Origin of the sequence: Pseudoalteromonas rubra (genome assembly GCF_000967655.1) — a bacterium.
Taxonomy (GTDB): Bacteria; Pseudomonadota; Gammaproteobacteria; order Enterobacterales; family Alteromonadaceae; genus Pseudoalteromonas; species Pseudoalteromonas rubra_A.
In genome coordinates this window covers 218,211-242,374 of sequence record NZ_JXYA01000006.1, presented here as the reverse complement: position 1 = coordinate 242,374, position 24,164 = coordinate 218,211, and the positions used below count along the sequence as shown (strand labels likewise).

Sequence of the window (24,164 nt, the reverse complement as noted above, 5' to 3'; positions counted from 1 at the left end):
GGCATGTCTATATCACAAGCAAAATACCTGACTAATTTACCACAAGTTGCCTATACGGCCCAAGCGGTACAAGCGAATGAAGCCGAGGCCGCGCGCCTCGCCGGGTCGACCTTAAGTGCGCTGATGCAGCGCGCTGGCGCCGCTTTGTTTGATTATGTCAGTCGTTTGTCGCTCAGTGGCCCTATTTTGATCCTGACCGGAAAGGGGAATAACGGCGGCGATGGCTATGTGCTGGCACGTTTGTGTCATCAGGCAGGCATGGCCGTCGAGGTACTCGCTTTGTTCGACCCGAGTCAGTTGCAAGGGGATGCCCAGCAGGCTTATCAGGCCTATCTCGACGGTGGGGGAGTCATATCAGACGCTGTGCAGATGCAAAGCACACCGGCTTTGATTGTCGATGCGGTATTTGGCAGTGGCTTTCGTGGTCAGTTGCCAGATAAGGTTGCTGAGGTGTTTCGCCAGCTTGCATCGTGTTCGGCGCACCGGCTAGCCGTGGATATCCCCAGTGGTGTGAATGGCTCGACCAGTGAAGTGGCGCGGGATGCCTTTGTTGCCGATGTCACTATGACCTTTATTGCGTTAAAGCAGGGGCTGCTCAGCGGCTCTGCCAAACAGCATGCCGGGCAAGTATATCTGGCCGAGCTGGGCGTTGGGCAGGAGTTTGCGCAGCTGGTATCTGCTTCCAGTCACTACTTTTCAGGAGAGTCTTTACTGGCAAAGCGTCCCGTGCGTGCTGCGGATGCCTATAAAAACCGCTGTGGCCATGTGCTGTTAATTGGTGGCGGGCCGGGGATGGCCGGGGCAATACGTCTGGCTGGTGAAGCCTGTTTACGGGCCGGCGCAGGGCTGGTCAGTGTGGCAACGCACCCGGATAATCAGGCTATGGTATTGCAGGGGCGCTATGAGCTGATGGTGCACGGTGTTGCCAACGCCGATGCGCTGCAACCGCTGCTGGATAAGGCCGACACCCTGGTGATTGGTCCGGGGTTGGGCCAGTCAGAATGGGCGCATGCATTATTCGACGCAGTGCGTGCGTGCGAGCATCAAGTTGTTGTCGACGCTGATGGACTAAATTTACTGGCAGGACAACCCGGGCAGTGGCAAAATGCCGTTTTGACCCCGCATTGGGGAGAAGCAAAGCGCCTGTGCGTGGGTATTGACTCAAACCCTGAAACCAGCAACCGCTTCGGTATGAGCAATGCGCTTGCGCAATACTATCAGGCATGTGTGGTGCTCAAAGGGCCCGGTACTTTGATTCAGCAAGCGCAGCGCTTAAATATCAATCGCTCGGGGTGTGCAGCCATGGCCAGCGCTGGGATGGGCGATGTATTATCTGGTATAATTGCCGCTTTGCTTGCGCAGGGCTTGAGTAAATTTGATGCGGCTATGTTAGCGGTGTATATTCATGGTCTTGCGGCCGAAAAAGCGGCACATGACGGCGCACATGGGTTGCTGGCAAGTGATTTATTTGTCCATATTAGAGGTATTATCGGATGAGTGTCGATACGACATTAGAAATTGATCTGGCTGACGAAGCCGCAACGATTGCCCTGGGTAGCCAGCTGGCTAAGTTAATTGATTCAGGTGCGGTATTTTATTTGCATGGTGATTTGGGCGCCGGAAAAACGACGCTGACACGCGGAATCGTTCAGGGGCTGGGTCATCAGGGGAATGTTAAAAGCCCGACCTATACCTTAGTTGAACCTTATGAGCTGGGCGAGGTCTGTATTTATCATTTTGATTTGTATCGCCTGGGTGACCCGGAAGAGCTGGAATTTATGGGGATCCGGGATTATTTTGCGCCGCATGCCGTTTGTATTGTCGAATGGCCAGAAAAGGGCGCAGGCGTGATCCCAACGGCAGATATGGACATTGACCTGGCTTATCATGGCGAAGGGCGCCGCGCCGTATTAAGGCCACACACAGAACGAGGAAGGCAGCTTGCTCAAGCTATAAGTCGATATGCGTAGTGCGATAATAAAAATTAGCTTTACCCTGTTTGCGCTGAGCGCGTTATTGCTCGCCAGCGCAGCGCAGGCAAAAAACAAAATCAACGGTGTGCGTGTCTGGCCTTCACCAGAAAGCACACGCGTGGTGTTTGACCTGTCAGAAAAACCTGAATACAGCTACTTTATGCTGAAAAACCCGCTGCGACTGGTGATCGACCTGGAAAATACCAGCAAGCTCAAGCAGCTCCCGAGCTTGCCTAAAGAACATAAAATCGTCGAAAAACTGCGTTACAGTCAGGCCAAAAGCCGCAACAGCACCCGGGTGGTGATGGAGCTGAGCCGCACCGCTAAACCGGTGATATTTGCGCTCGCGCCAACCGGACCATACAAAGACCGCCTGGTGGTCGACCTGTACGGGCAGCAAAAAAGCCTCTATGCCAGTAAATCCAAACAAAGCAAAAAACGTGAGCTGGTAAAAGACAGAGACATTATCATTGCCATTGATGCGGGCCACGGTGGGGAAGATCCCGGTTCTATCGGGCCCTCCGGGACCTATGAAAAAAACATCACACTGCCTATTGCTAAACGACTGGCGCGCTTAATAGATAAAGAGCCGGGCATGCAGGCACGCCTGACCCGCACCGGTGATTACTACATCAAGCTTAACACCCGTACCGCGCGAGCCAGAGAGCGCCAGGCCGATTTCTTTGTGTCTATTCACGCCGATGCTTTTTCGCGCCCGGAACCCCGCGGTGCCTCGGTTTGGATCTTGTCATTACGCCGGGCCAACTCCGAAGTCGGTAAATGGCTGGAAGACAAAGAAAAGCACTCTCAGTTACTGGGTGGTGCGGCGGACGTAATCAAAGACACGGCGAACGAAAAATATCTGGCCAAAGCCTTGCTGGATATGTCGATGGACCACTCAATGAAAACCGGCTTTACAGTGGCCGAAGAAGTGGTGAGTGAGCTGAAAAAAGTCACTAAGTTGCATAAAAAGCGCCCTCAGGCGGCCAACTTTGGGGTGCTGAAGTCACCGGATATCCCGTCTATTTTGGTCGAAACCGGGTTTATTTCTAACCCACAGGAAGAAAAGCAGCTTAAAACCAGTTATCACCAGCAGCGTTTGGCGAACGCCATTTTTAAGTCAATCAAGCGTTACTATCAGCAAAATCCCCCAGATAATACCTTGTTTGCGAGTCTTAAAAACAACAAACCGGTGCGTCATAAAGTGCAGCGGGGCGAGTCTTTGAGTGTCCTGGCCGCGCGCTATGGCACCACAGTGTCGGCGCTGAAAAAGGCCAACCGCTTGACCAAAAACACTTTGTATATTGGTCAGGTGCTGACTATTCCTAAGGCCTAGACCGTGAGCATTGAAATTTTACCAGCCAGACTGGCCAACCAAATAGCTGCGGGAGAAGTGGTCGAGCGGCCCGCTTCCGTGGTGAAGGAGCTGGTTGAAAACAGCATTGATGCCGGGGCAACACGCATTCAGATAGACATAGAGCGGGGTGGTCATAAGCTGATCCGGATCAGGGACAATGGTGCGGGCATCGTTAAAGATGAGCTGACCCTGGCGCTGTCCCGCCATGCAACCAGTAAGCTGAAAACTCTGGACGATCTGGAATGTATTTCATCGCTGGGTTTTCGCGGTGAGGCGCTGGCGTCGATCAGCTCTGTATCCAGACTGACATTAAGCTCTAAGCCTGCCGAGCAGGAAACCGCCTGGCAGGCGTTTGCCGAAGGGCGTGATATGACGGTTCAGATCCAACCAACCGCACACCCCGATGGCACCACCATAGAAGTTAAAGACCTCTTCTTTAACACCCCGGCGAGGCGCAAGTTTTTACGCACCGAGAAAACCGAATTCAGTCATATTGATGAGTTGATCAAACGCATCGCGCTGAGCCGTTTTGACCTGGCACTGACGCTCACTCATAACCAAAAAGTGATCCGGCAGTTTCGCGCCCGACCCGATCCATACAGTGTGGAGCGGGTGGCACAGGTGGCCGGTAAAGTGTTCTCACAGCAGGCCAGCTTTGTTGAATCCGGCCATGATGGCCTGAAGTTGTATGGCTGGGTGTTGCCGGTAGGGTGCAGCAATCAGACTCAGTACACTTATGTGAACGGGCGAATGATGCGAGACAAATTAATCTTGCATGCGATTCGCCAGGCATTTGAAGAAACCGCTGGTGCGGTTGATACGCCGGGGTTTGTCATCTACCTCGAGCTCGACCCCACCCAGGTTGATGTCAATGTGCATCCTGCCAAGCATGAGGTGCGTTTTCATCAGGCGCGGCTGATCCACGATTTCATCGTGCAGGCCGTTAAACAAGTGGTCCTCAGTGAGCGACCTGAGTTGCCTTTATCCGACTCAGGCACCAGTGACGTCGCGCATAGCAGCGCTCAGGCAGGGCCAGTTGCAGCGCCAATGGCAGAGCCTGTATCTGAGCAGTTCTCATTGCAGGATGCGCGTCAGCACCAGGCATATCGTTCACCGCTGCAAAGTGAGTATGATACGGTGCAGGACAGTGCCTATACCCCAGTGTCCGCGCCTGCGTTTGGCGCGAGTGGGTCAAGTTCCGGTTATCGCGGTGGTGGCAAAAGCAGCAACAGTTCAGGCTCTGCTAAGTCGCGACAGGTTAATGTCAACGAGTTATATCAGGGCATGGCGCAGCCGGCGGATATACCAAAGGTAAGTACAGCGCTTGAGCATCAGGCGCAGCCGCAGCCGCAGCAGGCAGAAGTCACGCGGTTTTTACCGCTGGCACACGGGGCCGTGTTGTTTACTCAGGCAGGTGAGCTCAGGTTAGGACATTGCCGGGATGGCCTGGTTGAAACCTGGCTGGCACAGATTGAGCAGGATGGTACTTTGCAGGGCAAAGCACTGTTGTTGCCGGTGCGGGTTAACTTGAGCGCGGATGAAATAGCCTCAGTCGTGCAGCAGGAATCCTGGCTTACATTGCTGGGCTTCACCATCGTGGCCCATGAGCGATATGTGATGGTGAAAAAGCTACCACTGAGTTTGTATAGCCTGGATGTACCGCAGTGCCTGGACAAAGTGCTCAGTGCTTGTTTGGCACAGGAAGCAAGCCTGGCAGCCTGGCTAAACTGGCTACAAGTCACTACGCCTGAGGGATATTTTAACTCGCAACACTTTGCTGCGGTGGTAGAAAAAATCATAAAAAATGCCAGAAGCTGTGCTCAAATCGAAGCAAAAGCGGTTACAATAGATCAAAGCAAGTTATTAAGCTTGTCCCAGCAAGAATCATGAGTTCTTGTCCTGCTGTAACCTTAGATGCGTTACAGCACCAACAGCAGTAGAGAAACAGTGTGCAAGCAAAACCCGTTATTACCTTGATGGGGCCAACCGCCGCCGGTAAAACCGCGTTGGCCATTGAGCTCTGTCAACAGTTAAACAGTGAGATCATCAGTGTGGACTCCGCACTGGTTTATAAAGGTATGGATATAGGAACGGCCAAGCCTGATGCTGCTGAGCAGGCATTGGCCCCGCATCACCTGATAGACATACTGGATCCGGCCGAAAGCTATTCTGTTGCAGACTTTCGCCGAGATGCCATTGACTGTATTGACCGTTTACACCGCCAGGGCAAAGTCCCGGTGCTGGTTGGCGGCACTATGATGTACTTTAAAGGCCTGATTGAGGGCTTATCGCCTTTGCCAGAGGCGTGCCCAAAGGTACGCGAAACGCTGGAACAAGAAGCTAAAGCTCTGGGCTGGCCAGCACTGCATGCCCAGCTGATGGCGATTGACCCACACGCGGCGAGTAAAATCAGTGAAAACGATTCACAGCGCATCAACAGAGCACTGGAAGTCTATCGTCTGACGGGTAAAACCATGACTGAATTGCAAAAAGCCAAACAAGCGCCGTTGCCTTATCAGTTTCATCAGTTTGCAATTGCCCCGCAGGATCGTAAGATACTGCATGAGAGGATAGAAAAAAGATTTAAAATAATGCTGGATCAGGGCTTTAAAAACGAAGTTTTGGCCTTATATCAGCGAAATGATTTGCATCCGGATTTGCCTTCCATTCGTTGTGTGGGATATCGGCAGATGTGGGAGCATTTGGCTGGTGAGTGCGATTATGAAGAAATGCTCTTCAAGGGGATCGCAGCAACCAGGCAGTTAGCGAAGCGCCAATTAACCTGGTTACGTAGTTGGCCAGATGTCACCTGGCTTGAAACCGACGAGCAAGAAAACTTGCAACGTGTATTAAGTTCGCTAAGCTAATAGAGGTTGGGGAATTTTTTTATTTTGATTACCTCAACTATCTCAACATAATAACACCTAGAACGAAGGATAAGAACATGGCAAAAGGCCAATCGTTACAAGACCCATTTTTGAATGTCTTACGTCGTGAGCGCATTCCCGTTTCCATCTTTTTAGTTAACGGTATCAAATTACAAGGTAAGATCCAGTCTTTCGACCAGTTCGTGATCTTGCTAGAAAACACTGTAAATCAAATGGTTTACAAACACGCCATCTCGACTGTTGTGCCTGCTCGTGCTGTAAATTTCCAAAATACTCAGGGCAATGACAGCGCAGAAAGTGGCGAAGATGGTAACTTTTAATCGTTTTTAATCGATAGTAGGAGCGTAATGCTTGTTTGACCGTTATGAAGCCGGCGAACAGGCAGTCTTAGTACATATAGAGTTTCCAAATGAAGGAGATCGAGAAGATCTTCGTGAGCTGGAAATGCTAGTGTCTTCTGCTGGTGTTAGTTGTTTGACGGTTGTGCAAGGCAGCCGTCAGGCGCCTCACCCGAAATTATTTGTCGGGACGGGGAAAGCAGAAGAAATCGCTGAGATTGTCAGAACTCACAATGCAGATGTCATCATCTTTAATCATCAACTCAGTCCCTCTCAAGAGCGCAACTTAGAGCGTGTCTGCCGTTGTCGGGTATTAGATAGAACGACCTTAATTTTAGATATTTTTGCTCAGCGTGCCCGCACCCACGAAGGTAAGTTGCAGGTTGAGCTGGCGCAGTTACGGCATATTTCAACTCGCCTGATCCGCGGCTGGACCCACCTTGAAAGACAAAAAGGCGGGATAGGCTTGCGTGGTCCGGGTGAAACCCAGCTGGAAACTGACCGACGGTTACTCCGGGAGCGGATAAAAAGCATTCGTAAGCGACTCGAAAAAGTGGCAACAGTGCGGGAGCAAGGGCGTCGTGCCCGTAGCCGTAATGAAATTCCGACAGTGTCTTTGGTTGGTTATACCAATGCGGGCAAATCAACCTTGTTTAATCACGTCACCAATGCTGATGTGTATGCGGCGGATCAGCTTTTTGCGACTTTGGATCCAACGTTGCGTAAGCTGGAAATTACCGATGTCGGCCCAGTCATCTTTGCCGATACGGTTGGCTTTATCCGCCATTTACCCCATGATTTGGTTGCCGCTTTTAAAGCGACTTTGACCGAAACCCGGGAAGCAGACTTACAGCTGCATGTTGTCGATGTGGCAGATCAGAGAAGAAAAGAGAACATAGAAGAGGTACAATCGGTCCTCAAAGAAATTGAGGCGGATGAGATCCCTCAGCTGTTGGTTTACAACAAAATTGATCTGGTTGACGAGATCAACCCTAAAATAGATAGAGACGATCAGGGCGTGCCAGTGCGTGTGTGGTTATCGGCACATACGGGTGAAGGCATTGAGTTGCTTGAGCAGGCAATTTCAGAGCTGCTGGCGAAGAAAATTTTTGCCAGTAAGCTGTTGGTACCGCCTGCATTTGGTAAGCTGCGCGGCGCGCTGTTTAATCTTAATGCGGTAAATGGTGAGTCCTATGACGAGGCTGGAAACTGGCTGTTGGACGTCAGATTACCGCAGGCAGATTGGGAAAGATTAAAGAAAGAGCAGGGGCAGGAAATAGAGCAATTTGTGGTGGAAGATTGAAAAAGCCGCTTATTGCACGCATTTCTCTATTAGATCTCTGTGTTTTTTGTTAGATTTAGATTAATTCATTTTATAACAATGGAGTATAGCTATGGCCTGGAACGAACCGGGTAATAATGGCAATGATAACGACCCGTGGAAGAACCGTGGTGGTCGTGATCAGGGGCCACCTGACTTAGACGAAGTATTCCGCAAATTCAACAACAAGTTTGGCGGCATGTTTGGCGGTAAGCCAGGCAAAGGCGGCGGTATCGGCGGTGCCGGTATGGTGTTTGTGCTGTTAATTGCTTTTGTTGTTTGGGCGTTAAGCGGTATTTACACAGTGAAAGAAGCCGAGCGTGGCATTGTGCTGCAATTCGGTGAATTTAACCGTATCGCCGAGCCGGGTCTGCGCTGGAAAATGACCTTTATTGAACGTGTTATCCCCATTGATATTGAAGCGGTCCGTTCTCTGTCGGCATCAGGTTTTATGCTGACTGAAGACGAGAATGTGGTGAGCGTTGAGTTCGAGGTTCAGTATCGGGTGGTTGATCCGACCTTGTATCGCTTCAGCGTAACCGACGCCGATCACAGCTTACAGCAGGCACTGGACAGTGCACTGCGCTATGTTGTGGGTCACTCTCGCATGGACCAGGTATTAACCACGGGCCGTGAATTGGTACGTCAGCGTACCTGGGATGAACTGACCAAGATCATCGAGCCATACAACCTGGGTATTATCGTCACCGATGTGAACTTTAAAGACTCACGTCCGCCTGCAGAAGTAAAAGATGCATTTGATGACGCCATTGCAGCACAAGAGGATGAAGAGCGTTTCATTCGTGAAGCTGAGGCATACGCAAGAGAAATCGAGCCGCGTGCCCGTGGTCAGGTAACGCGTATGACGCAAGAAGCAGAAGGGTACCGAGAGCGTATCACTCTGGAAGCGCAGGGTGAGGTTGAGCGTTTTGAAAAGCTGCTGCCAGAGTATCAGGCAGCCAAGCAGGTTACCCGTGAACGTTTGTACATCGAAACCATGGAGCAAGTGCTGGGTAACAGCTCTAAAGTGCTGGTTGACGTAAAAGGTGGCAACAACATGATGTATCTGCCACTGGATAAGATTATGCAGCAAAGTAAGTCGGGCACGCAGGTTACCCTGCCAAGCCAGAACGACATCAATCAGCTGCGTCAGTCACTGGGTCAGTCACGCAACAGCACAGTGAACAGCAGTGATGATCGTTTTTCACGTGACCGTTTTAACAATGGTGGGAGGTAACTGACATGAAAAACATGACTGTCGTAGGATTGATCATTGCCGCATTTTTGGCTTTTTCGTCGGTGTTTGTTGTCACAGAAGGTCAACGCGCCATTGTTTTACTGTTCAGTAAAGTACAAAAAGACAGCCAGGACAATGCCGTGGTATACGAGCCAGGTCTGCATCTGAAAGTACCATTTTTCAGTCAGGTACGTCGCATTGATGCACGTATTCAGACGCTGGATGGCGCACCAGATCGTTTCGTTACCAGTGAGAAAAAAGACTTGATCGTTGATTCATTCGTGAAGTGGCGTGTTAACGATTTCTCGGCTTACTATCTGCGTGCCAGAGGTGATAAGCAATACGCTGAAACTCTGCTTAAGCAGAAAGTGAACAATGGTCTGAGAACCAATTTTGGTTCGCGTACCATTAAAGAGATTGTTTCGGGTGAACGTAGCGAGCTGATGGAAGAAGCGCTGGTACAAGCCTCTGAGAGTGCTCAGGAGCTAGGTATTGAGGTGCTGGATGTGCGGGTTAAGCAAATCAACCTGCCAAACGAAGTCAGTAACTCAATTTTCCAGCGGATGCGTGCTGAGCGTACCGCAGTGGCGAAAGAGCACCGCTCAGAAGGTCAGGAAAAGGCGGAGATTATTCGCGCTGAAGTTGACCGTAGGGTTACCGTTATGCTGGCAGATGCAGAGCGTAATGCCCGTGCTGTGCGCGGTCAGGGCGATGCATTGGCGGCAAAAATTTATGCTGATGCGTATAACAAGGATCCGGAATTCTTCGGCTTTGTTCGCTCGCTGGAAGCATACAAAAATACCTTCACCAGCAAAGGCGACGTGATGGTATTATCACCGGATAGTGAGTTCTTCGATTATATGAAGGCTAAAAAAGTGAATAACGCGCGTTAAACCAGGTTTAATGACGCGACTAAAGTCCGAATTGAAAACCCCGCAGCAGCGGGGTTTTTTGCTTTTTAACCCTGTTCAGAAACGCCTGCGGGCAATATCACCTGATCAGACGAGTTAAAGAAACTCTCTTAATTTCATTAGGATCCCGGCGAATGCGGAAAAAATAGCCGTAATGGGGTGTTTTGAACGTGCTTTTCTGATAAAATCTGCGCCTAATTTTTTCTAAGTGATTTTGCAATGGGTAAAAACGTCGTTGTATTGGGCACCCAGTGGGGTGACGAAGGTAAAGGCAAGGTTGTAGACCTGCTGACAGATAAAGCTTCTTTGGTTGTTCGCTATCAGGGCGGACATAACGCGGGCCACACACTGGTGATCAACGGTGAAAAAACCGTTCTGCACCTGATCCCGTCGGGCATTCTACGTGACAACGTAAAATGCATTATCGGTAACGGTGTGGTATTGGCGCCAGACGCACTAATGAAAGAAGTGCGTATGCTGGAAGAGCGTGGCGTACCAGTTCGTGAGCGCTTGCTTATCAGTGAAGCATGTCCGTTGATCCTGCCTTACCATGTTGCTTTGGATCAGGCACGTGAACTGGCTCGTGGTAATAAAGCAATCGGTACAACCGGTCGTGGTATCGGCCCTGCTTACGAAGACAAAGTAGCACGCCGTGGTCTGCGTGTTGGCGACCTGTTCAACCCAGAGCAGTTTGCAGCTAAGCTGAAAGAGGTGCTTGAGTACCATAACTTCACCCTGGTTAACTACTACAAAGTAGATGCGGTTGATTTCCAGAAGACCTATGATGAAGCGATGGAAATTGCACAGATCCTGAAGTCTATGGTCGTTGACGTTACTGAGCTGCTGGATCAAACGCGTCTGAATGGCGACAATATCCTATTTGAAGGCGCTCAGGGTACTTTGCTTGATATCGACCATGGTACATACCCATATGTAACTTCTTCTAACACCACTGCCGGTGGTGTGGCAACAGGTGCGGGCTTTGGTCCATTACACCTGGACTATGTACTGGGTATTGTTAAAGCGTACACCACGCGTGTGGGTTCAGGTCCGTTCCCGACAGAGCTTTACGATGGTCTGGACAAGCAAGATCCGGTTGGTAAGCACTTAGGTGAGAAAGGTCACGAGTTCGGTGCAACGACGGGTCGTCTGCGTCGTACAGGTTGGTTTGATGCGGTAGCAATGCGCCGCGCAATCCAGATCAACAGTATCTCAGGTTTCTGCCTGACTAAGCTGGATGTACTGGATGGTCTTGAAACCATCAAGATCTGTACTGGTTACCAGCTGGAAGATGGCACAGTTACGAACGTGACGCCACTGGCAGCGGAAGGCTACGAGAAAGTGACGCCTGTTTACGAAGAAATGCCAGGCTGGTCTGAAAACACCTTTGGTGCAACGACTGTTGAAGCACTGCCAGAAGCGGCTATCAACTACATCAAACGCCTTGAAGAGCTGACAGGTGTACCAATCGACATCATCTCAACGGGTCCAGACCGCGTTGAGACTATGATTGTTCGCAACCCATTCGGCGAATAATTAAGTGTAAAAAAAAGCTGCTACGGCAGCTTTTTTTATGTCTGCATTATGTACGCATTATGTACGCATTATGTCTGTAAAATGCATTATGCTGCCATCACTTGCTTAGGCTCAGCCTAGTTTCTCCAATGCAATCCTCTCAGTGGCACATTTATTGTATACTTAATGTCAGTGTGTCATTGGTACGTATCGAATATGAACAAGCATCTAAGTATGATATCTGCGCTGATTGTAAGCGCTTGCTTATTTATCAGCCCTCATTCTAAAGGCGATGAGCCGATTGAAGCCGTTCCTCTTTATAGCCAGGCGGAGCTGCTGGAGCTGATCAGTCGCAACGCACACCTGAAACGTGTGAAAGACGACGAGTGTCAGTTGGTTCAGGATATCGAAGCTCGCGCCGAAATAATGGCGCTACCGTCGTACCAGTTCCTGTATGGCGATATGCTGGCCTACGCGGTCTGCGTTGACCGTAATGTTGAACTAGGCCTGTATTATATGCGCAAGGCGGCTGAGCAGGGCTTAGCACCGGCGCTGGAGCAGCTTGGCCGTTATTATGATCTCGGTAAGCTGGTGCAAATGGACAAGCGGATGGCCATCACCTACTTGCGAGAGGCGTCGGTGCTGGGAAATTTAAAAGCTCAGCTGCGGCTGGTCGATTTGTTCAATAAGGGATATGGCAGCCCAAGAGACTACGAAGACGCCTATCGCTGGCTGTTCCACGCTGCGGTGGCAGACAAAAAGCTGCATAAGCGCATTGAAACGGCGCTGGCGTTGCTGGCGCAGAAAATGCCGGACAGCGTGGTGAAACGTGCCCGGCTACCGATGTAGTATTAATCTCCTAGCTTTTCTCCGATGGGCGCTTCTTTTTGTGCGGGATCTTTGAGCACCGACAATTTAGGCGGTTGTAGTGCCAATACCCGCTCTCCGCTGCCGGGGGCGTTTTTCATCTGCGTGGTAAAGGGGCGTACTGGCAAGCCATCGTCGTTTTTGCCTGCTTCTCCTATGATAAACAGCGGTATCGCTTCTTTATTCACTTCCTGATATTGCGCCCAGGTAAACTCTTCTGATAGCCGGGTCGCGCTGACTTTGCCCCCTTTGGCCATCATGCTACTTAGCTTGGCATAATTGCCTTCATCACCAAACAGCAACTGGCGAGACAGGAATGTGGCGCTGTCTTTATTGGCTTTGGCATGATTTGTTGAAGACTTCAGTGAGAAGACGTTCTGCTCCCCCAGCAGGTGCGAAAAATACTGCACTCCTAGTGCGTTGTGGTGACGGTTGGGCGACAGTGCCATCACTGATTTAAGACTGGTCAGTGGCAGGTAACGCTCGGCATGTTCAGACTGCGGGTTACCATAATAGCAGGGCAGGCCATCCATGCGTGCCATCTTACAGTTTTCCCATGCCGGATCAGACAGGTAAACATCGACGTTTTGCTCTTTCAAACCCCGAGCGACCGCGCGGGAGACATGGTTGGCACCAATCAATAATAACGTATTGGGGGCAGGCTGGCGTACTTTCAGTAAACGTGCCAGCGGGGTTGCAGTGAGGCTTTGTAAGATCACGGTCACTATGATCACGGTGAAGATAAGCGGCACCATTTTGTTGGCATCGGGGTAGCCCGACTGCATCATACTCAGCGCGAATACAGAGCCGACGGCAGCCGCAACGATACCCCGCGGTGCAATCCAGGCAAGCAGCAGCCGCGAGCGCAGTGGCAGATCGCTGCCAAAGGTAGAGACCGCGATACTCAGGGGCCGGGCGACAAATAACACAATGGCCAGAAAGATAAACACGTCACCGTCAAGCAGCATCAGATCTTCCAGTTGCAGGCGTGCAGCGAGCAGAATAAATAAACTGGAGATCAGGATCATCGATAAGTCTTCTTTAAACTCCAGCACTGAGTCAATTTCTAAATCGTCCTGATTGGCCAGCCAGATCCCAAAAATGGTGACGGCCAGCAACCCGGATTCGTGGCTCAGGTAGTTTGCCAGGGTAAAGCTGAACAGCACCAGCGCAAGAATACCAAACTTGTGCAGCTCGTACGGTAGCCATTCCCGGCGGATGATGGTGGTGGTCAGCCAGCCTGCCACAATCCCCACAGAGGTCCCCACACCCAGCGTTGAAAACAGCGCCAGCATCGTATGGCTGAACACGGCGGCTTCTCCTACCTGGTTGACCGCTTCGAACACCAAAACCGCGAACAAGGCGCCTATGGGGTCGATAACTATGCCTTCCCAGCGCAGGATCCGATCAATGTCTTTTTCCGGTCGCATGGCATTGAGCATCGGGGCTATCACGGTTGGGCCTGTGACCACCAGTACTGCCCCTAGCACCGCAGCCACCCGCCAGTCCAGCTCCAGCAGCCAGATAGCGCTGGCAGTGAGGATTGCAAAGGTGGTCAGCATGCCGATTGAGCATAGGTTGCGTACGACTTTTCCTATGCCTTTCAGTTCGTGAAAGTGCAGTGTTAATGCCCCCTCGAACAAGATAATGGCAACAGATAGTGAGACCACAGGGAAAAGCAAATCGCCGAGCAATTGATCTGGCTGTAACTGACCAGAAACGGGGCCCAGTAACAAGCCGGTTAGAAGTAAAAACAAAATGGCAGGAACCCGGCAGACCCAGGCAAGCCATTGGGCTAAAACAGAAAATAACGCAATCCCGGCAATATAAATAGCTGACATAGCTGCTCCCGCAGGTTGGGGTAAATTTAATTATAGTGTTTGCTTGGTTATAGCACAGTCAAACCACAAATAAAGTGTTAACGTGGCCGTGAGTGTTAATCTGGGGATTACTTCGCGGCCAGATTGTACGGTAAACAGTCTAACGATCTAGTGGTAGAGCTTTGATATATAAGTACTATCACTCAGGTTTATGGCGACCATAAAGCATTTACATCCGAATGGGTTGCAATTTAAACCGGATCCGCGCTAAGGTATATAGCGTTTATTCGAGCGGGCTTTGCGCCCATCATCAATCTACTCATGTGCGCAATTATTCATTGCGATCAGGCCTTTTTTGCCGCACCAAACCATGGTGAGCCTGCAAAAAACGGCTCGACCAGAAGAGCATGTCTCTCAGGTCACAATCAATCTTTCTTAGTTTTCGCAGCCACAGTTGCTTGTTAGTACTGAATAGATCAGTGCGTGCATGTCAGGGGTCTGTCTGTTTGCCGTTTCGAAATGTATGCTGTATTCGTGTGAGTGGGTATTTCGAAGCCGTTGTTATCTTATCTTTTGTGGTCGCGTATGCTGACAAAGAAACGTTGTAGTATCAACCTGGATACTGCGCGCATGAGGGTATAAGGTAAAACGGAAAAAACATGTCAATTGAAACATCTCAACGCATCGTAATAAAAATCGGCAGTGCGTTAATCGCACCAGAGCAGGACGGTTGCCGCTCACGTTACCTGCTTAACATTGCACAGTTTATCGTGCAGTGTCGCGCCAAAGGCAAAGAGGTGCTGCTGGTGTCATCCGGTGCTGTGGCGGCTGGATCGCACCTGTTCAAAAATAAAGACAAAAGCTCAGTGGCAGTGAAAAAGGCCATGGCGGCGGCAGGGCAGACAGAAATGATCTCGACCTGGGAGCGCTTTTTTGACTTTCCGTCGGCCCAGTTATTGCTGACCCACGGCGATTTGCGTGATCGCGATCGTTACAACAGTATTCGTGAAACATTGTTCACTTTACTGGAGCAAGGGATCCTGCCTATTATCAACGAAAATGATGCGGTGACGACGGACGAATTGAAGGTCGGTGATAACGACAATTTATCTGCCATGGTAGCGGCGGCGGCTGATGCCGATTGTCTGATCATCTGCTCTGACGTCAACGGCCTGTACGATAAAGATCCCAATAAAAACCCGGATGCCAGACTGCTGGACACTGTGGGTGAGCTGACCCCGGAAATTTATGCTATGACTGGCGGGCCAACCAGCAGTGTAGGTACGGGTGGTATGAGAACCAAGTTACAGGCGGCGGAAAAGGCCACATCCCATGGCATAGTGACTTACATAGTGAATGGCTTTAACGAAGATACTTTCTCTGGGCTGCTCAATGGAGCTAACCCGGGAACGCGTTTTATGCCTTATGACACGCCAATGCAGGAGGCTGTGCACTGGATGACGCACACAGCATCGGAGCAGGGGGAGCTGATCGTTGAGGCCAGTGAATTTGATGAACTGAGCTGTGATGAACTGAGCTGTGATGACATCGTAGCAGTCAATGGCGACTTCTCGGCGGGCGAAACCGTGCTGGTAAGAAACGAAGACGGTCAGAAGCTGGCCAAGGCAAACAGTAATTACAGCAGCTGCTTGCTTAACTTCATTGCCCAGCAGGACAAAGATATAGTCACTGAGAAAGTTCAGGACAGCATTGGCCCGGTCATCTCACAAAATGATATTGCAGTATTTGAGGAAAGAAAATCATGAGCTTAATTACAGAAATTGCACACAATGCAGCGCAGGCGGCAAAAACTCTGGCGCTGTTATCAACACCACAAAAAGATGCGGTATTGCGCGGCATGGCGGGTGCACTCAGAGCCAGTATGGATGAAATTATCCGTGCCAATCAGCAAGACCTGGAGGCGGCACGGGAAAACCAGTTGCCAGCTGCAATGGTCGACCGTCTGACGCTCACGCCGGAGCGCATTGAAGACATGGCGCAGGGCATTGAAACCATAATTGAATTACCCGATCCGGTTGGCACAACTCGGGAGCTGGGCTCGCGCCCTAACGGCATTGAAATCAGAAAAATGCGCGTGCCACTGGGCGTGGTGTGTATGATTTACGAAGCCCGTCCGAATGTGACAGCAGATGCCGGTGCTTTGTGTTTTAAATCGGGCAATGGCGTGATCCTGCGTGGTGGTAAAGAAGCACTGCAAAGCTCGCTGGCCATCGCCAAAGTACTGCACGGCGTGCTGGAAACCCACAGCCTGCCGACGGCACTGATCAGCGTGATCCCAGACCCGGATCGCAGCCTGATGATGGAGCTGATGCAGCAAAAAGATTACATAGATCTGATCATTCCACGTGGTGGTGAAGGGCTGATCCAATTTGTGACCCAAAATAGTACAGTGCCGGTGATCCAGCATTTTAAAGGGGTGTGTCACCTATATGTCGATAAAGACGCCGATCTCGACAAGGCGCTGCAACTGCTGCTCAATGGTAAAACCCAGCGCACCGGCGTGTGCAATGCACTCGAAGGTTTGATTGTCCATCAGGACATCGCAGAGCAGTTTTTGCCGCAAGCTGCACAAGCCTTGCAGCAGCGTGGCGTTAAGATCAATGCCGATCAGGCGAGTGCCGGATACTTCGATAATGCCACAGTGCTTTCTGACGATGCATTTGGCGAAGAGTACCTGAGCCTGGAGATTGCAGTGAAACAGGTGGCGGACTTCAGTGCGGCAGTGGCACACATAGATCGCTTTGGCAGTCATCATACTGAAGTGATCTGCACGCAGGATATGCAAACCGCTGAACTGTTCCAGCGCAGTGTTGATGCCTCTGTTGTTATGGTGAATGCCTCGTCACGTTTCAGTGATGGTGGTCAGCTGGGCTTAGGCGCTGAAATTGGCATTGCAACGACCAAGCTACATGCTTATGGTCCGATGGGACTGGAGTCGCTGACAACAGAGAAATATCTGGTCAATGGTGAAGGTCAGATAAGAGATTAATATCTAATACCAATTTCACTTAATACCTGTTCAATTTGAAGGAGCAAATATGACGCTAACTGTGTTAAAAATTTCTTATTTAGAACCTTTACTTAAGGTATGAGTTCGCAAATTTTTGCCTTGCCTACATGGACGTAGGTACCTCAGCGATAGCAGGACGCGTGAGCGGTGTTATCGACGATATTTTCTCGCCTCAAAATGGAACACTTAATTAAGCAAATTGGTATTATTGGGTACAAGGATGTGCCCTGAAATTTCGCCTGACAGACTGCTTGTTTGTGTAGTTTTTAAGTTTGGGATTAATGAGCAAGGAAAGGCGGAAAGTGGTGGAGCTAAGCAGGATCGAACTGCTGACCTCCTGCGTGCAAGGCAGGCGCTCTCCCAGCTGAGCTATAGCCCCACTTCCGGTGTCGATTTGACGCTGAGAATTTAAAACATTTTTCTACCGAGCGTCAAGTCCTGGTCATAAAAAACTTGCCAAACAGCCGCTTTGCTTTGTTACACTGGGCAAAAAATACAGAGAATTTTATGATACGTGCGAGTCTACTGATTGGTGGCGCCCTGTTGCTCAGTGCTTGTAGTAGCAAGCCCGAGGTCCCGGTTCTGGCAGTCGAAAGTCAGCAACTACATCAACGCGTGAATGGCAAAGGGCAGGATGAGTTTGCGTTTGTTGTTACCGTTAAAGCCACCCCACAAATGAACTTGGATACCAGTAAACCAGTATCGCGACGCGAGCTGAAGCGCTTTGCAGATCAGCAAAGAGTCGAAGACTCGCCCGAGCTAAAACTCAAGCTGGAAGATGAAGCCGTTGTCAGGCTTAAAAAGGCACTCAAAGAGGCGCGTTATTGCGAGTCTGGCTACAAGATAGAGCGGGTATTCTGGCGCGACCGCAGTGTGCAGCTGCGGGGGATCTGCCAATGAATACGGTCTCTGTAGCGCAACTGGCTGAGTTGCTCAGTTCACTCGGGATCACCTACCAGAGTTATCAGCACCCGCCGCTGGCAACCTGCCAGGATGCCGACAGGCTGGCGCTGGAGCGTGAGGGCACGCGGCTGAAAAACCTGTTTTTGCGAGACAACTACGGACGGCAACATTTTTTACTGATCACAACCGCAGATAAACAGCTGGACCTCAAGGCATTGTCTAAACAACAAGGGCTATCCCGGTTGGGATTTGCGTCTGATAACCGCTTGCAACACTATCTGGGGATAAAACCCGGCTGTGTGTCGGCACTGACAACGGTTAACGACCCGCAGCAGCAGGTGCAGCTATGGCTTGATGAGGCGTTGTGCGAGGCCGCTTTGTGGCAGTGCCACCCCTTTGAAAATGACAAAACCTGGGTGTTATCTTTATCTGACTTGCAACGTTTTTGGCAGCACACGGGTCATCAGCCGGTGTGGCTGACACTACCAGAGCGCACAGTGACAAGCTAAAGCCGGTGACTAAAACTTAGGTGACAGCGCAGTTTTGTCGGGTCGTGCCCGGGAATGATTTCGCCACACCAGCAGTAAACCGGCACTGCAAACGAGCAGCAGCGAGAGCAAAAAATAACTCAGTCCCCAGCGCTGATAGATGAGACCGGGCAGGTAGGAACCCAGCGCGCCGCCGCAGTAATAGAATGACACATACGCGCCATTGGTCACGGTGGCTTCGGCCTTGCTTAGCTGGTTTGCCAGCGGCGCGGCACTGGCATGGATCATAAACATGCAGGCACAAAACAGGGTGAATAATACCAGAAACAGCCAGAAGCTATGCCACAACATGCCCACAATAGTCAGGCAATACAGCGCAAATAAGCCACTGAGGATCTGCCACATGCTGGCTCGTAGCTTACTCAGCAAGGGTGTAGACAAAGACAGACAGGCGCCAACCAGATAACCTGTGTAGACCCAGCCGATCAGGCGAGGGTCGCTAATCTTGTAGTCGTTACTGAGGATAAAGGGCAGGTAATTAAGCAAGGCTGCAAAGCAAAAAAACATACAAAAAACAGCCCCATAGAGACCCAACAAATCGGCCTGTCTGAGTGGTTTGAGATATGCCAAAGGGTGGTTGGCCGCGCTGCTGACGACCTGAGCTCGCTGGGGCTTTATCCACAAAGCCAGTATTATCAGGGTGATGGCATTGAGCAGGTAAAAACTCTGCCAGTCAAACCACACCGCAAAGTTGGCTGCTAATGTGCGGCCCAGGTAGCCACCGGCAATGGTACTGCCAATGTACCAGCTCATTGAACGCTTCAGCTGACTGTGTTGATAGGTTCGGCCAAGATAACCTGTCATGGCGGTGAGCGCAGCCGGGAGTAACAAGCCTTGCACAAAGCGTATCGCCATCATCCATTGGAAATCACCGCTGAATGCGAAACCGATACAACATAGTGCCAGCATCAGCATGCTGGCTTTGATGATCCGCAAGGGGTTACGTTTCGTAAATAATAACCCGTAGCAAATAGGCGCAATAGCCAGTGGCAGCATGGTCAAAGACATCAGCATGCCAGCTTTTGCCGGGGCTACCTGATAAGACTCTGCAAATAAAGACAACAAGGGTTGAGGGGCGTACAACACACAAAAAATGGCAACAGAGCACAGCAGCAAGTGCGGCAGAGACATAATCTATCCATAATGACCAAATCGCGTCCAAATTATGCCTGTCGAATCGCACAATTGCGAAGCAAATCACAGAAAACTTGCGTTAAATCATATTTTTTAGTGCCGACTCTGTTAGATTTTCGAGGTGCAAAATTTTTCATCCGGAATGTTCACCAGCTGTGGTCAAATTCGTCCACTGCGTTAAAATAGCGTCAGTCTAGATTTATGGAGTGGCATTATGGGATCTCTACAAGATCAACTTTTGAAAGCGGGCCTGACCACCGAGCACAAAGCCAAAGTAGCAAAGAGCGAAAAGCGCAAAGCGCAAAAGAAAAAGAAGAAAAAAGGCGCGACCAGCGACGTCAGCGATCTGCAAAAACACATTGAGCAAACTAAGCAGGCTCAGCAGCAAAAAGCGGAAGAGCTGAACAAGGCAAAGCAGGCCGAGCTCAAAGAGCGTGAGCAGGTTGCCAGAGTGAAGCAAATTCTGGAGCACCACAACCAGGATGAGATCCGTGGCAATGTGACCTTTAACTTTACTTATGAAAGTAAAATTAAAGAACTGGATGTGAATGCCCAAACTCAGCAGGCATTAGCCAAAGGCAGACTGGCGATTTGTGTACTCGAAGGCCAGTTTTATGTCTTACAAGACGAGCCAGCACGTAAGATCGCTGAAGTTGATGAAAAGTACATTGTCTTTCATGTTGAAGACGATCAGAAAGACAAAGACGAAGATGATCCGTATGCGGACTTCGAAGTCCCGGATGATCTGATCTGGTAGGCACAGTAGCCGTACCTGTAAGCTCCCCGTCATGAGAGTATGGATAACAGTGCGGCATAGACTACACTTGAATTGATCCGTTATATAAGAAGAGAAAAGATATGAGCAAGATGAAACAACTAACGTTAGCCTGTGGCCTGGCCGTTGCAGCCCTATCTGCTGGTACTGCCAGTGCAGCCGATGGTAAAGCGCTTTACACCGCAAAAATGTGTCAGACCTGTCATGGCGCAGATGGTAAAGCACCTATTATGCCTTTGTATCCAAAACTGGCAGGTCAGAACAAAGAATATTTGCTGGCTCAGATGAAAGACATCAAATCGGGCGCGCGTAGCAATGGTATGTCGGCTGCGATGAAAGCAATGACGGCAAATGTGTCTGATGCAGAGTTTGAAGCCATTGCTGATTACCTGTCTAAAGTGCAGTAACACAGGCAGCAAATAAAAAAGCCACCGCTTGTCGGTGGTTTTTTGATCCACATCGACTATTGTGCTTTCTCCCGGATTGAGTTATTGCATCCCGGTGGTGAGTGTTTTAGACTTCTATACATCCAAAATAAATTGGGCTTTATAACAAAAGGAAGGGCCATGTTTGAATTGCCGAAACTCAACGTAAAAGACAAAGTCAGTGAGCAAGAGTGGCGACTGCGTGTTGATCTGGCGGCGTGTTACCGCCTGGTAGAGCACTTTCGCTGGGGTGACCTGATCTATACGCATATGTCTGCACGCCTGCCTGGCACAGATCATTATCTTGTGAATGCCTTTGGACTGAGTTTTGATGAGGTCACCGCCTCAAACCTGGTGAAGGTGGACCTGCAAGGCAATATTCTGGACGACACCCCTTTTGAAATAAACCCGGCCGGCTTCACCATCCACAGTGCAATTCATGAAGTACGTGAAGATGCGCATTGTGTGATCCATCTGCACACCAAAGAAACCATTGCCGTTGCGAGCCTGGAAGGCGGGCTACTACCGCTGAGCCAGCACAGCATGTTTTCATTGCCGTCACTGTCTTACCATGAATATGAAGGTCTGGCGGTGAACGAAGCAGAAAAAGCCCGCCTGCAAAATGATCTTGGCACCACCAATCATATGTTGCTGGTAAATCACGGTGGTTTAACTGTTGGACCCACAGTCGGTGATGCCTTTATGCGTTTTTATGATCTGCAACGTGCCTGCGAGATCCAGGTCGCCATTCAGGCGACCGGCCGCCCGGCAAAAGAGGTGCCGCAGCCCATTCAGGACAATATTTATAATCAGGCAAAGGTGGTGCACAGTGGTAGCACCGGTGGCCAATTAGCCTGGCCTGCCATGTTGAGAAAGGCATACCGCCTGGATCCTGGCTTTGCCGAATAGGAGTCAAAATGAAAGTTAATCGCGTCGAAGTGTTTGATATTCACTGTCCGGACAGGCCCGCCTGGACCCCGGTATTTGTTCGTATTCATACCGATGAGGGGATTTCGGGAGTAGGCGAAGCCGGTCTGGCCTACGACCTGGGGCACAGTGCCGCTGCTGCCATGATCAAAGAAATGGCGGAAGCCTTTCTAATCGGCCACGACCCGTTCCAGACTGAAATGCTGTGGGCCCGCATGCTGCGTGAAAGTTTCTGGGGCTTAGGTGGCGGGCCTGTGGTCTATGCGGCCATGAGTGCCATTGATACTGCGCTGTGGGATATTAAAGGTAAAGCGCTGAACCTGCCTGTGTATCAGCTGCTTGGTGGTAAAGTGAATGACGAGCTGCGTACCTATGCATCACAGCTTCAGTTCGACTGGGACAGTGAATTTAAGGCACTGGTGCAGCCACACGAATATGCTGAGGCAGCTCATAAAGCACTGGCTGAAGGCTATGATGCGGTTAAAGTTGACCCTATCATGTATGACAAAGACGGTAACACCTATTACGACCGCACCAAGCTGATCTCGCGCGCCGAGATGAAGTTATACCGGGCACGTATGCAGGCGATCCGTGAAGCTGTGGGCGATGAAGTCGATATTATTTTTGAATGTCACAGTTTGCCAGGTGCCACTTCAGCGATTCAGATTGCTGAGATTGCGCAAGAATTTGACTGCATGTATTACGAAGAGCCGGTCAATTACCTCAACCACTCTTTACATGCCAAAGTGGCCAACAAAACAGCAGTGCCGATCGCAGGTGGTGAGCGTTTGTATAATCGCTGGGATGTACGTCCTTATTTTGAAGATCAAAGTATTGACGTTCTGCAGCCGGATATTGGCTTGTGTGGTGGCTTTACCGAGACTAAAAAGGTCTGTGATTACGCCGATATTTTTGATATCCGCATTCAGGCCCATGTGTGTGGTGGCCCGGTTGCGACGGCAGCTTCTTTGCATCTGGAAACAGCCATTCCTAACTTCCTGATCCACGAGCATCACACTTATGCGATTAAAAAGTGGAACCGGGAGTTGTGTCTTCAGGATCCACAGCCGGAAAAAGGCATGTTCAAGGTCTCTGAAGCACCAGGTATCGGCATTGAGCTAAATGATGAAGTGGTAATGCGCTCAGCCCGAGTCGAAATCAAGTAACTCAGGTTTTGTGTCAGACATAAAAAAACCCAAACAGCTGTTTGGGTTTTTTTAATTCTGCATCCGGCTTACTTAAGCAATGACTCAGTCAGCACAGGACGAATTTCTTTTACAATCGCCTGACACAGCTTAGGTGCGCCACATACGATGTTACCGCTGTTGTTATAGTTGGCGCCGCCTGCGAAATCCATCAGCATACCGCCGGCTTCTTTGATCAGCAATTCACCTGCCGCAGTGTCCCAAGGCTTTAGACCAATTTCATAGAAACCATCGATACGACCCGCAGCAACATAAGCCATATCCAGGGCCGCAGAACCGGCACGACGGATATCCGTCGTCTGGATAAATAGCGCTTTAAAGGCTTCAGTGTACGCGTCCAGGTGATGCTTTTGTTTGAACGGGAAGCCCGTTGCCAGCACACAGCCCGCCAGCTCGTTACTCTTGGTAACGCGAATTCGTTTGCTGTTTAACTGCGAGCCCTGGCCGCGAGAGGCGGTAAAGAGTTCATCGCGGATTGGATCGTATACAACGGCTTGTTCTACGCGGCCTTTTACTTTCAGCGCGATAGAAATAGCAAAGTGAGGAATGCCCTTGATGAAGTTAGTGGTGCCATCAAGTGGGTCGATAACCCAAAGGTAATCGGCTTGCTTGCCATCGGTATGGCCAAGCTCTTCACCGACAATTGCATGCTCCGGGTAGGCTTTTAAAATTGTGTCACGGATAACCAGTTCCGCTTCTTTGTCTACGTTTGTAACGAAATCGTTCGAGCCTTTTTGTGAGGTCTCAACCTGAGACATGTTTTCACAAGCACGTAGAATCACCTTACCCGCGTTACGCGCAGCGCGTACCGCAATGTTTAACATTGGATGCATAGCATTACCTTTGAATTGTAAAAGAACTAAAATTTTTGAGCCGGCGTATTCTAGCGAGTTTTCCTGCAAAGTAAATAACCCAGCACCAAAAAGCATGTGCTTTTTTTAATCAATATGAGTAAGTGACTCAAATTCAGGCAGTTCTGTTGAACCGCT

At 50.2% G+C, this 24,164-nt stretch carries 22 protein-coding genes and 1 tRNA gene; 19 read left to right on the top strand and 4 right to left on the bottom strand.

Going from position 1 to position 24,164, the window contains the following annotated elements:
* The first annotated feature begins 3 nt into the window (after nt 1–3).
* From TW77_RS04110 to TW77_RS04060, 11 genes are all read left to right on the top strand, one after another.
* The gene (locus TW77_RS04110) at nt 4–1,497 is read left to right on the top strand and encodes a bifunctional ADP-dependent NAD(P)H-hydrate dehydratase/NAD(P)H-hydrate epimerase (protein ID WP_046003678.1); all 1,494 of its coding nucleotides are present in this window, start codon (nt 4–6) and stop codon (nt 1,495–1,497) included.
* Nucleotides 1,494–1,970, top strand: coding sequence for a tRNA (adenosine(37)-N6)-threonylcarbamoyltransferase complex ATPase subunit type 1 TsaE (gene tsaE, locus TW77_RS04105; RefSeq protein ID WP_046003677.1), 477 nt, complete (start codon nt 1,494–1,496; stop codon nt 1,968–1,970). Before TW77_RS04110 ends, tsaE begins: the two co-directional genes overlap by 4 nt.
* Nucleotides 1,963–3,309, top strand: a complete 1,347-nt coding sequence (locus TW77_RS04100) for an N-acetylmuramoyl-L-alanine amidase (protein WP_046003676.1) — start codon at nt 1,963–1,965, stop codon at nt 3,307–3,309. The genes tsaE and TW77_RS04100 overlap by 8 nt, the downstream gene beginning before the upstream one ends.
* Nucleotides 3,310–3,312: 3 nt before the next feature.
* Nucleotides 3,313–5,220, top strand: a complete 1,908-nt coding sequence (gene mutL, locus TW77_RS04095) for a DNA mismatch repair endonuclease MutL (protein WP_046003675.1) — start codon at nt 3,313–3,315, stop codon at nt 5,218–5,220.
* A 59-nt stretch (nt 5,221–5,279) separates the two neighbouring features.
* Nucleotides 5,280–6,197, top strand: coding sequence for a tRNA (adenosine(37)-N6)-dimethylallyltransferase MiaA (miaA, locus tag TW77_RS04090; protein WP_082078821.1), 918 nt, complete (start codon nt 5,280–5,282; stop codon nt 6,195–6,197).
* Nucleotides 6,198–6,274: 77 nt separating this feature from the next.
* A complete protein-coding gene (hfq, locus tag TW77_RS04085; RefSeq protein WP_046003674.1) occupies nt 6,275–6,538 on the top strand; it encodes an RNA chaperone Hfq in 264 nt (87 codons plus the stop codon).
* A gap of 31 nt (nt 6,539–6,569) precedes the next feature.
* The gene (hflX, locus tag TW77_RS04080; RefSeq protein ID WP_046003673.1) at nt 6,570–7,859 is read left to right on the top strand and encodes a ribosome rescue GTPase HflX; all 1,290 of its coding nucleotides are present in this window, start codon (nt 6,570–6,572) and stop codon (nt 7,857–7,859) included.
* A gap of 91 nt (nt 7,860–7,950) precedes the next feature.
* On the top strand, nt 7,951–9,114 hold the full coding sequence (gene hflK, locus TW77_RS04075; protein ID WP_046003672.1) for an FtsH protease activity modulator HflK: 1,164 nt from the start codon (nt 7,951–7,953) through the stop codon (nt 9,112–9,114).
* A gap of 5 nt (nt 9,115–9,119) precedes the next feature.
* Nucleotides 9,120–10,007: a protease modulator HflC gene (gene hflC, locus TW77_RS04070; RefSeq protein WP_046003671.1), complete on the top strand. Its 888-nt coding sequence runs from the start codon at nt 9,120–9,122 to the stop codon at nt 10,005–10,007.
* 237 nt (nt 10,008–10,244) lie between these two features.
* On the top strand, nt 10,245–11,561 hold the full coding sequence (locus tag TW77_RS04065; protein ID WP_046003670.1) for an adenylosuccinate synthase: 1,317 nt from the start codon (nt 10,245–10,247) through the stop codon (nt 11,559–11,561).
* A gap of 213 nt (nt 11,562–11,774) precedes the next feature.
* Nucleotides 11,775–12,389 carry a tetratricopeptide repeat protein gene (locus TW77_RS04060; protein WP_425331674.1) on the top strand — a complete coding sequence of 205 codons (615 nt, stop codon included), beginning with the start codon at nt 11,775–11,777 and terminating at the stop codon, nt 12,387–12,389.
* Nucleotides 12,390–12,391: 2 nt separating this feature from the next.
* On the opposite strand, the gene TW77_RS04055 is transcribed toward TW77_RS04060, so the two are convergent.
* Nucleotides 12,392–14,248 (bottom strand): cation:proton antiporter, encoded by a 1,857-nt coding sequence (locus TW77_RS04055; RefSeq protein WP_046003668.1) that lies wholly within the window; start codon nt 14,246–14,248, stop codon nt 12,392–12,394.
* Between the two features lie 638 nt (nt 14,249–14,886).
* Between TW77_RS04055 and proB the strand changes: the two genes are divergently transcribed.
* Both proB and TW77_RS04045 read left to right on the top strand, forming a co-directional pair.
* On the top strand, nt 14,887–15,993 hold the full coding sequence (gene proB / locus TW77_RS04050; RefSeq protein WP_046003667.1) for a glutamate 5-kinase: 1,107 nt from the start codon (nt 14,887–14,889) through the stop codon (nt 15,991–15,993).
* A complete protein-coding gene (locus TW77_RS04045; protein WP_046003666.1) occupies nt 15,990–17,237 on the top strand; it encodes a glutamate-5-semialdehyde dehydrogenase in 1,248 nt (415 codons plus the stop codon). Before proB ends, TW77_RS04045 begins: the two co-directional genes overlap by 4 nt.
* 324 nt (nt 17,238–17,561) lie before the next feature.
* Here the strand turns inward: TW77_RS04045 and TW77_RS04040 are convergent.
* Nucleotides 17,562–17,637: transfer RNA gene (locus tag TW77_RS04040), tRNA-Ala, on the bottom strand.
* Between the two features lie 128 nt (nt 17,638–17,765).
* On the opposite strand from TW77_RS04040, the gene TW77_RS04035 reads away from it, so the two are divergent.
* Together TW77_RS04035 and TW77_RS04030 are read left to right on the top strand one after the other, a co-directional pair.
* Nucleotides 17,766–18,158 (top strand): hypothetical protein, encoded by a 393-nt coding sequence (locus TW77_RS04035; RefSeq protein WP_046003713.1) that lies wholly within the window; start codon nt 17,766–17,768, stop codon nt 18,156–18,158.
* Nucleotides 18,155–18,670, top strand: a complete 516-nt coding sequence (locus TW77_RS04030; RefSeq protein ID WP_046003665.1) for a prolyl-tRNA synthetase associated domain-containing protein — start codon at nt 18,155–18,157, stop codon at nt 18,668–18,670. The genes TW77_RS04035 and TW77_RS04030 overlap by 4 nt, the downstream gene beginning before the upstream one ends.
* Before the next feature lie 9 nt (nt 18,671–18,679).
* Here TW77_RS04030 and TW77_RS04025 read toward each other — a convergent pair whose 3' ends face one another.
* On the bottom strand, nt 18,680–19,840 hold the full coding sequence (locus tag TW77_RS04025) for an MFS transporter (RefSeq protein ID WP_046003664.1): 1,161 nt from the start codon (nt 19,838–19,840) through the stop codon (nt 18,680–18,682).
* Between the two features lie 217 nt (nt 19,841–20,057).
* Here TW77_RS04025 and TW77_RS04020 point away from each other — a divergent pair, with 217 nt between their 5' ends.
* The 4 genes from TW77_RS04020 (at nt 20,058) to TW77_RS04005 (ending at nt 23,136) form a co-directional block, all read left to right on the top strand.
* A complete protein-coding gene (locus TW77_RS04020) occupies nt 20,058–20,600 on the top strand; it encodes a DUF2058 domain-containing protein (protein ID WP_046003663.1) in 543 nt (180 codons plus the stop codon).
* A gap of 101 nt (nt 20,601–20,701) precedes the next feature.
* On the top strand, nt 20,702–21,025 hold the full coding sequence (locus TW77_RS04015) for a c-type cytochrome (protein ID WP_046003662.1): 324 nt from the start codon (nt 20,702–20,704) through the stop codon (nt 21,023–21,025).
* A 159-nt stretch (nt 21,026–21,184) separates the two neighbouring features.
* Nucleotides 21,185–21,952 (top strand): class II aldolase/adducin family protein, encoded by a 768-nt coding sequence (locus tag TW77_RS04010; RefSeq protein ID WP_046003661.1) that lies wholly within the window; start codon nt 21,185–21,187, stop codon nt 21,950–21,952.
* Nucleotides 21,953–21,960: 8 nt separating this feature from the next.
* Nucleotides 21,961–23,136: a mandelate racemase/muconate lactonizing enzyme family protein gene (locus tag TW77_RS04005; protein ID WP_046003660.1), complete on the top strand. Its 1,176-nt coding sequence runs from the start codon at nt 21,961–21,963 to the stop codon at nt 23,134–23,136.
* A gap of 68 nt (nt 23,137–23,204) precedes the next feature.
* Here TW77_RS04005 and suhB read toward each other — a convergent pair whose 3' ends face one another.
* Nucleotides 23,205–24,008, bottom strand: a complete 804-nt coding sequence (gene suhB, locus TW77_RS04000; RefSeq protein ID WP_046003712.1) for an inositol-1-monophosphatase — start codon at nt 24,006–24,008, stop codon at nt 23,205–23,207.
* Nucleotides 24,009–24,164 lie beyond the last annotated feature (156 nt).